The following is a 6,869-nucleotide window of genomic DNA, read 5'->3' as shown; positions in this document are numbered from 1 at the left end:
GCCGGTCGCCGCTGAAGCGGCTCCGGCCGGCGCGGAAGGCGCCGCCGCCGAACTTGAAGCCGCCGCTCAACCGGCCGTCGCCGACGAAGCGGCCCAGGCCGCCACTTCGGAAGCCAACGACGCGGTCGAAACCGAGAAGGCCACGGGCTGATGGTCCGCAGGGCGGCGGTCGCGCTTTCGAACGCCGCCCGATGAACTGACACACGGCCGGGCTAAGTCAGTCCGGCCGTTCCCACATACGAATCCCCCAAGGAGAAGAACATGGCCGAGATCACTGCCGCCCTCGTGAAGGAACTTCGCGAGCGTTCGGGCGTCGGCATGATGGACTGCAAGAAAGCCTTGCAGGAAAACGACGGCAATATCGAAGCCGCCATCGACTGGCTGCGCGCCAAGGGCCTGTCCAAGGCCGCCAAGAAGGCCGACCGCGTCGCCGCCGAGGGCCTGGTCGCCGTGGCGTCCAAGGAAGACGGCAAGGGCGAAGTCGCCGCCGCCATCGAGTTCAACGCGGAAACCGACTTCGTCGCCCGTAACGAGCTGTTCCAGAACGCCGCCAAGTCGTTCGCCCAACTGGGTCTGGAGCACCACACGGTCGAAGCCCTGCACGGCGCCGAACTGGAATCCGGCAAGACGGTCCAAGACGAAGTGACCAACATGATCGCCACCATCGGCGAGAACATGCAACTGCGCCGCGCCGCCCGCCTGTCGGTGTCGGAAGGCGTGGTTTCGACCTACGTCCACAATGCGGTTTCGCCGGGCGTGGGCCGCATCGGCGTGCTGGTGGCCCTGGAAGGCGAGGGCGACAAGACCGCTCTGCGCGAACTGGGCCGCAAGATCGCCATGCACGTCGCCGCCACCGCGCCGCTGTCGCTGAACACGGACGATCTGGACCCCGCCGCCATCGAGAAGGAACGCGCCGTTCTGATCGAAAAGGCCAAGGAAGAAGGCCGCCCGGAAAACATGATCGAGAAGATCGTGGAAGGTCAGATCAACAAGTTCCAGAAGGACGTGGTGCTGTCCAAGCAGCCGTTCGTCATGGACCCGGACGTGACCATCGAACAGCTAGTCGCCAACTCGGCCAAGGAACTGGGCTCCTCCAACCTGCATCTGGCCGGCTTCGTCCGCCTGGCGCTGGGTGAAGGCGTCGAGAAGGTCGAAGGCCCCGACTTCGCGTCGGAAGTCGCCTCCATGATGGGCGGCAACTAAGCCCCCATCCCCTCATTCGTGAGGGTTTTGTATCAGAAGGGCGCGTTCGGCTTTGATGGCCGGCGCGCCCTTCGTCTATAAGAAGTCGCCTGATTCAAGGGCGCAGCAGCCAACGGACCCTCCGCACATGCCCGACGCCCCCAAAACCTTCCGCTACAAACGCGTCCTGCTGAAGGTCTCCGGCGAGGTGCTGATGGGCGATCAGTCGTTCGGCGTCGACATGAAGACCGTCGACACGGTCGCCAAGGCCGTCGCCGACGTGGCCGCCGAGGGGATCGAAATCTGTCTGGTCATCGGCGGCGGCAACATCTTCCGCGGCCTGTCGAAGGCGGCGGCGGGGATGGAGCGCGCCCAGGCCGACTATATGGGCATGCTGGCCACCATCATGAACGCCCTGGCCATGCAGTCGGCGCTGGAGAAGATCGGCGTCTCGACGCGGGTGCAGAGCGCCATTCCGATGGCCGCCATCGCCGAACCCTACATCCGCCGCCGCGCCCTGCGTCACCTGGAAAAGGGCAGGGTGGTGATCTTCGCCGCCGGCGTCGGCGCGCCCTTCTTCACGACCGACTCGGGCGCCGCCCTGCGCGCCGCTGAAATGGGCTGCGACGCCCTGCTGAAGGGCACCAGCGTCGATGGCGTCTATACCGCCGACCCCAAGAAGGACCCGACCGCCACCCGCTACGAGACCCTGACCTATCAGGACGTGCTGGCCAAGGACCTGCGGGTCATGGACGCCTCGGCCATCGCCATGATGCGCGACACCGGCATCCCCATCGTGGTCTTCTCGATCCGGGAAGACAATTCGCTTCGCCGGACCCTGACCGGCGAAGGCACGTTCACGGTCATTCAGGACGTCGCTTGAACGTCCGCGCGACCCGGAAAAACGAAGAGAGACCAAGACCATGGCAAAACCCGACCTCAAGACCTATCGCGACCGAATGGACCGTTCCGTCGCCGCCCTGAAGGAAGAGTTCAGCGGGCTGCGCACCGGCCGCGCCAACGCCGGCCTGCTGGAGCCGGTGCGGGTCGAGGCCTATGGTTCGGCCTCGCCGCTGACCGCCGTCGCCGCCATCAGCGTGCCCGAGCCGCGCATGATCAGTGTCAGCGTCTGGGACAAGGGTATGGTCGTCGCCGTCGAAAAGGCGATCCGCAACGCCAACCTGGGCCTTAACCCCATCGTGGACGGCCAGACCCTGCGTATTCCCGTGCCGCCGCTGACCGAGGAGCGCCGCAAGGATCTGGTCAAGCTGGCCGGCAAATACGCCGAGCAACAGAAGATTTCGGTCCGCAACGTCCGCCGCGACGCCAATGACGACCTGAAGAAGGCCGAGAAGGCCGGCGAGATCAGCCAGGACGAGCAGAAGAAGATGGAGACCGAGGTCCAGAAGGACACGGACGCGGCCATCAAGCGCATCGACGAGGCCTTGAAGACCAAGGAACAAGAGATCATGCAGGTCTGAGGCGAAACGGCTTTGGGCCTGAAGGGATCGCACGACAGATGACGGCAGACAGCGCCGCCTCTTCAGGGCCGAGCCTCGCGGGTCCGCGCCATGTCGCCATCATCATGGACGGCAACGGCCGCTGGGCCAAGGCGCGGGGCCTGCCGCGCGCCCTGGGCCACCGCGAGGGCGTGCAGGCGTTGAAGCGCACCATCCAGGCGGCGCCGGACCTGGGCATCGAATGCCTGACCGTCTTCGGCTTTTCGACCGAGAACTGGAGCCGGCCCGAGGACGAGGTGTCGGACCTGATGGGTCTGGTGCGGACCTATGTGGCCAGCGACCTGGCGCGGCTGGAAAAGGCCGGGGTCCGCCTGCGGATACTGGGCCGTCGCGAGGGCCTGCCCGCCGATATCGCCGCCATCATCGACAGGGCCGAGTCCCAGACCGCGCATAACGACCAGTTCCTGTTGCAGGTCGCCTTCAACTATGGCGGTCGCGCCGATCTGGTGGACGCCGCGCGCCGTCACATGGCGCGCCTGGCGGCAGGCGAAACGACCGAGCCCCTGACGGAACAGGCCCTGGAGGCGGGACTGACCACGGCCGGTTCGCCGCCGCTGGATCTGATCGTTCGGACATCGGGCGAGCAGCGGCTGTCGAACTTCCTGTTGTGGGAGGCCGCCTACGCCGAACTGGTGTTCCAGGACATCCTGTGGCCCGACTACGGTCCCAAGGCCCTGGCCGAGGCCATCCAAGCCTTTGGACAACGCGACCGCCGCTATGGAGGGCGCGCTGTCTCGCCCTTGCGCGAAACAGCCTGATGGCGGTCAAGCCCCGCGACATCGCCCTGCGCGCCGCCTCCGCCGTGGTCCTGGCGCCCGCCGCCGTGGCGGCGACCTGGGCCGGGGGCGTCTGGTTCCTGGCGCTGATGGTGGCGGCCAGCGTCGTCCTGGCGTTCGAATGGGCGGCGATGAGCGCGCCCCACGCCCGGCGCGTCATGGGCGGGGCCGTCGGCTTCGGCGTCGTCGCGGCGGTGATCAGCGCGCATTTCGGCGTGATGTCGGTGGCCTTCATCATGCTGGTGTTCGGGGCGGCCGCCGCCGGAGTCTATGCTCGCAGTCGCGGGCAGGAGGCGTTGGATGCGGCTTACGGCGTGCTTTATCTGGGCTGGCCGGCCGTTCTGCTGATCTGGCTGCGCGGGGTGGACAGCCCGATCGGACTGCATTGGACCGTGCTGGTCTTCGCGGTGGCCTGGTCGGCGGACATCGTGGCCTATCTGGCCGGTTCGACCTTTGGCGGGCCCAAGCTGTGGCCCCGCTTTTCGCCCAATAAGACCTGGTCAGGCTTCATTGGCGGCATAGTGGCCGGCGCGGTCGCGGGCGGCTTGATGACGGCCTGGGTCGACATGGGCGCCTTGACCGTGGTCTGGGGCGCCATCCTGGGCCTGGCGGCCGCGCTGGCCACGATGGCGGGCGATTTGTGGGAATCGGCGTTGAAGCGGCGGTTCGGGGTCAAGGACGCCGGCAACACCATCCCAGGCCACGGCGGCCTGCTGGACCGCGTCGATGGGCTGATGTTCGCCGTGGTCGTGGTGGCGGCTGGGCGGTTGCTGGTTTTGATGTTGGAGCGCGGCGCGTGATTCATCGTCGTGTCACCGTGCTGGGCGCCACCGGATCGGTCGGTTCCTCGACCCTGGATCTGATGGCCCAGGCCGAGGCGTCGGGAACCGGGGCCTTCGAGGTCGAGGCCCTGACGGGCGGCGCCAATATCGAAAAGCTGGCCGAACAGGCCCGCCGATGGAAGCCGAGGGTGGCGGTCACCGCCGATCCCGCACGGCTGGACGATCTGCGGGCCGCCCTTGTCGGAACCGACATCGCGGCGGCGGCGGGGGAGACGGCCATCGTGGAGGCGGCGACCCGACCCGCCGACTGGATCATGGCCTCCATCGTCGGGGCCGCAGGTCTGAAGTCGGCCTGGGCGGCGGCGGGGACGGGCGCGACCCTGGCCCTGGCCAACAAGGAGAGCCTGGTCTGCTGCGGTCCCGCCCTGATCGAGCGGGTCAGTCGGGCAGGGGGACGGCTGATCCCGGTCGATTCCGAACATTCCGCCATCTTCCAAGTCTTCCCGGCCGAGGCGCCCGAGCGGGTGTCCAAGCTGATCCTGACCGCATCGGGCGGGCCGTTCCGCCAGACCCCGCGCGAGCGGATGGTGGCGATCACGCCGGAGCAGGCGGTGGCCCACCCGAACTGGAGCATGGGCGCCAAGATTTCGGTCGATAGCGCCACCATGGCCAACAAGGGCCTGGAGATGATCGAGGCGGCCTATCTGTTCGACATGCCTCAGGACCGGATCGACGTGGTGGTGCACCCCGAATCGATCATCCACAGCCTTGTGGAATATGTGGACGGATCGACCCTGGCGCAGATGGGGCCGCCGGATATGCGCACGCCGATCGCCTGCGCCCTGGCCTGGCCGGACCGCATCGCCTGGCCGGCGCCCCAACTGGACCTGGCCCTGCTGGGCCGACTGACCTTCGAGGCGCCGGATCTGGCGCGCTTTCCCGCCCTGGATCTGGCGCGTCAGGCGCTGAAGGCCGGTGGCGCGGCGCCGGCCGTTTTCAACGCCGCCAACGAGGTCGCGGCCTTCGCCTTTCTTGACCGGAAGCTGGCGTTTCTCAATATTGCCGCAGTCGTCGCCGAAACCCTTGAACGTGCGACGAAAGCGGGGATGGTTTTCGGCTCTGGAGACGCCTGCGGCGCGGCCCTGTCGGTCGACGCCGAGGTCCGTCTGATGGCCGGTTCCATAATCGCCGGACTGGCGAGCGCGGCCTGATCGGTCGGGGGAGACGATTTTCGAATGCTGGGCGTCCTGGGTCAGATACTGATCTACATCGTGCCTTTCCTGCTGGTGCTGACCTTTATCGTCACCATCCATGAACTGGGTCACTTCCTGGTCGCGCGCGCCTTTGGCGTGAAGGTGGATCGTTTCGCGGTCGGCTTCGGCAAGGCCGTGTTCAGCCGCACCGATCGGCATGGCATCGAGTGGCGGCTGGGTTGGCTGCCGCTGGGCGGCTATGTGAAGTTTTCCGGCGACCTGGACGCCTCCAGCGTGCCGGATCAGGCGGGGCTGAACGAGCTGCGCCAGCGTGTCGTCGCAGAGCGTGGACCGGGCGCGGAGCGCGACTATTTCCACTTCAAGCCCGTGTGGCAGCGCGCCCTTGTCGTCGCCGCCGGGCCTGTCGCCAACTTCATCCTGGCCATCACCATCTTCGCCATCGTCTTCATGGCCGTGGGCGTCCAACTGCGTCCGGCGCGCGTGGCCCAGGTGCAGGCGGGATCGCCCGCCGCCGCCGCCGGTTTCCAGGTCGGCGACCTGATCACGGGCGTGAACGACAAGGCGATCAAGGACGGCAGCGCGGTGACGCGCACCGTCATGCTGTCCACCGGCGATCCCGTGCGGTTCACGGTCGAACGCGGCGCGCAGACGTTGCAACTGACGGCGGTGCCCGAGCGGCGCGAAGAGAACGACCCGGTCGCCGGCCGCGTCAAGGTCGGCCGCATCGGCCTGGGCCTGGGCTCGACCGCCGCCGACGTGCGTCACATCCGCTATGGCCCGGTCGGCGCCGTGGTCGAGGGCGTGCGCCAGACCGGCGATGTGATCGGCTCGACCCTGACCTATCTTGGACGTCTGCTGACCGGCCGAGAGTCGGGCGATCAGTTCAGCGGGCCGCTGGGCATCGCGAAGGCCACCGGCTCGCTGACGACCGCTGCGGTCGAGGCCGGCCCGGCGCCCGGCCAGATCGCGATCAATCTGCTCCTGACGCTGACGACCCTGGCCGCCATACTTTCGATCGGAATCGGCTTTCTAAATCTGCTTCCCATTCCGATCCTCGACGGCGGGCATCTGCTTTTCTACGGCTATGAGGCCGTGGCCAAGCGACCTGTGTCGGCGCGGTTCCAGGAGATGGGCTATCGCGCAGGTCTTGCGCTTTTGGCGGGATTTATGTTGTTCGCGACGTGGAACGACCTACAGAAGCTCAACCTATTCCAATTCCTCGGCGGGCTCGTCTCTTGAGCCGACGCCAGCCCCCGATGGTTTCCCGAATGAATGACATGACCTCTCGCGCCGCCGTTCGATTGAGCGCCCGTTCCAGCCTGCTGGCGCTGGCCGTCGCCGCCGGCCTGGGTGCACCCGCCCTGGCCCAAACCGCGCCGGTGCAGGCCACGCCCG

Annotated in this window: 7 protein-coding genes; all 7 read left to right on the top strand. The window is 67.3% G+C overall.

Annotated elements, in window-relative coordinates; all coding sequences use genetic code 11:
* Positions 1 to 261: 261 nt before the first annotated feature.
* Positions 262 to 1,203 carry a translation elongation factor Ts gene (tsf, locus tag RTU05_RS16375; protein WP_312599395.1) on the top strand — a complete coding sequence of 314 codons (942 nt, stop codon included), beginning with the start codon at positions 262 to 264 and terminating at the stop codon, positions 1,201 to 1,203.
* Positions 1,204 to 1,330: 127 nt separating this feature from the next.
* On the top strand, positions 1,331 to 2,065 hold the full coding sequence (gene pyrH, locus RTU05_RS16370) for a UMP kinase (RefSeq protein WP_312599394.1): 735 nt from the start codon (positions 1,331 to 1,333) through the stop codon (positions 2,063 to 2,065).
* A gap of 40 nt (positions 2,066 to 2,105) precedes the next feature.
* Positions 2,106 to 2,663, top strand: a complete 558-nt coding sequence (frr, locus tag RTU05_RS16365) for a ribosome recycling factor (protein WP_312599393.1) — start codon at positions 2,106 to 2,108, stop codon at positions 2,661 to 2,663.
* Positions 2,664 to 2,701: 38 nt separating this feature from the next.
* Entirely contained in the window at positions 2,702 to 3,460 is a 759-nt protein-coding gene (gene uppS / locus RTU05_RS16360; protein WP_312599392.1) for a polyprenyl diphosphate synthase, read from the top strand.
* On the top strand, positions 3,460 to 4,278 hold the full coding sequence (locus tag RTU05_RS16355; RefSeq protein ID WP_312599391.1) for a CDP-archaeol synthase: 819 nt from the start codon (positions 3,460 to 3,462) through the stop codon (positions 4,276 to 4,278). The genes uppS and RTU05_RS16355 overlap by 1 nt, the downstream gene beginning before the upstream one ends.
* Positions 4,275 to 5,471: a 1-deoxy-D-xylulose-5-phosphate reductoisomerase gene (dxr, locus tag RTU05_RS16350; protein ID WP_312599390.1), complete on the top strand. Its 1,197-nt coding sequence runs from the start codon at positions 4,275 to 4,277 to the stop codon at positions 5,469 to 5,471. Before RTU05_RS16355 ends, dxr begins: the two co-directional genes overlap by 4 nt.
* Positions 5,472 to 5,495: 24 nt before the next feature.
* Positions 5,496 to 6,713, top strand: coding sequence for an RIP metalloprotease (locus tag RTU05_RS16345; RefSeq protein WP_312599389.1), 1,218 nt, complete (start codon positions 5,496 to 5,498; stop codon positions 6,711 to 6,713).
* Positions 6,714 to 6,869 lie beyond the last annotated feature (156 nt).

The sequence above is a fragment of the Brevundimonas sp. genome (assembly GCF_032017145.1).
Classification (GTDB): Bacteria; Pseudomonadota; Alphaproteobacteria; order Caulobacterales; family Caulobacteraceae; genus Brevundimonas.
The sequence above is the reverse complement of the archived record's forward strand: the minus strand, read 5'-3'. Positions and strand labels throughout refer to the sequence as shown.

What these genes read in the sequence shown, in the direction of transcription:
- tsf (WP_312599395.1), top strand. Translation starts at nt 262, where the DNA reads ATGGCCGAGATCACTGCCGCCCTCGTGAAGGAACTTCGCGAGCGTTCG.
- pyrH (WP_312599394.1), top strand. Translation starts at nt 1,331, where the DNA reads ATGCCCGACGCCCCCAAAACCTTCCGCTACAAACGCGTCCTGCTGAAG.
- frr (WP_312599393.1), top strand. Translation starts at nt 2,106, where the DNA reads ATGGCAAAACCCGACCTCAAGACCTATCGCGACCGAATGGACCGTTCC.
- uppS (WP_312599392.1), top strand. Translation starts at nt 2,702, where the DNA reads ATGACGGCAGACAGCGCCGCCTCTTCAGGGCCGAGCCTCGCGGGTCCG.
- RTU05_RS16355 (WP_312599391.1), top strand. Translation starts at nt 3,460, where the DNA reads ATGGCGGTCAAGCCCCGCGACATCGCCCTGCGCGCCGCCTCCGCCGTG.
- RTU05_RS16345 (WP_312599389.1), top strand. Translation starts at nt 5,496, where the DNA reads ATGCTGGGCGTCCTGGGTCAGATACTGATCTACATCGTGCCTTTCCTG.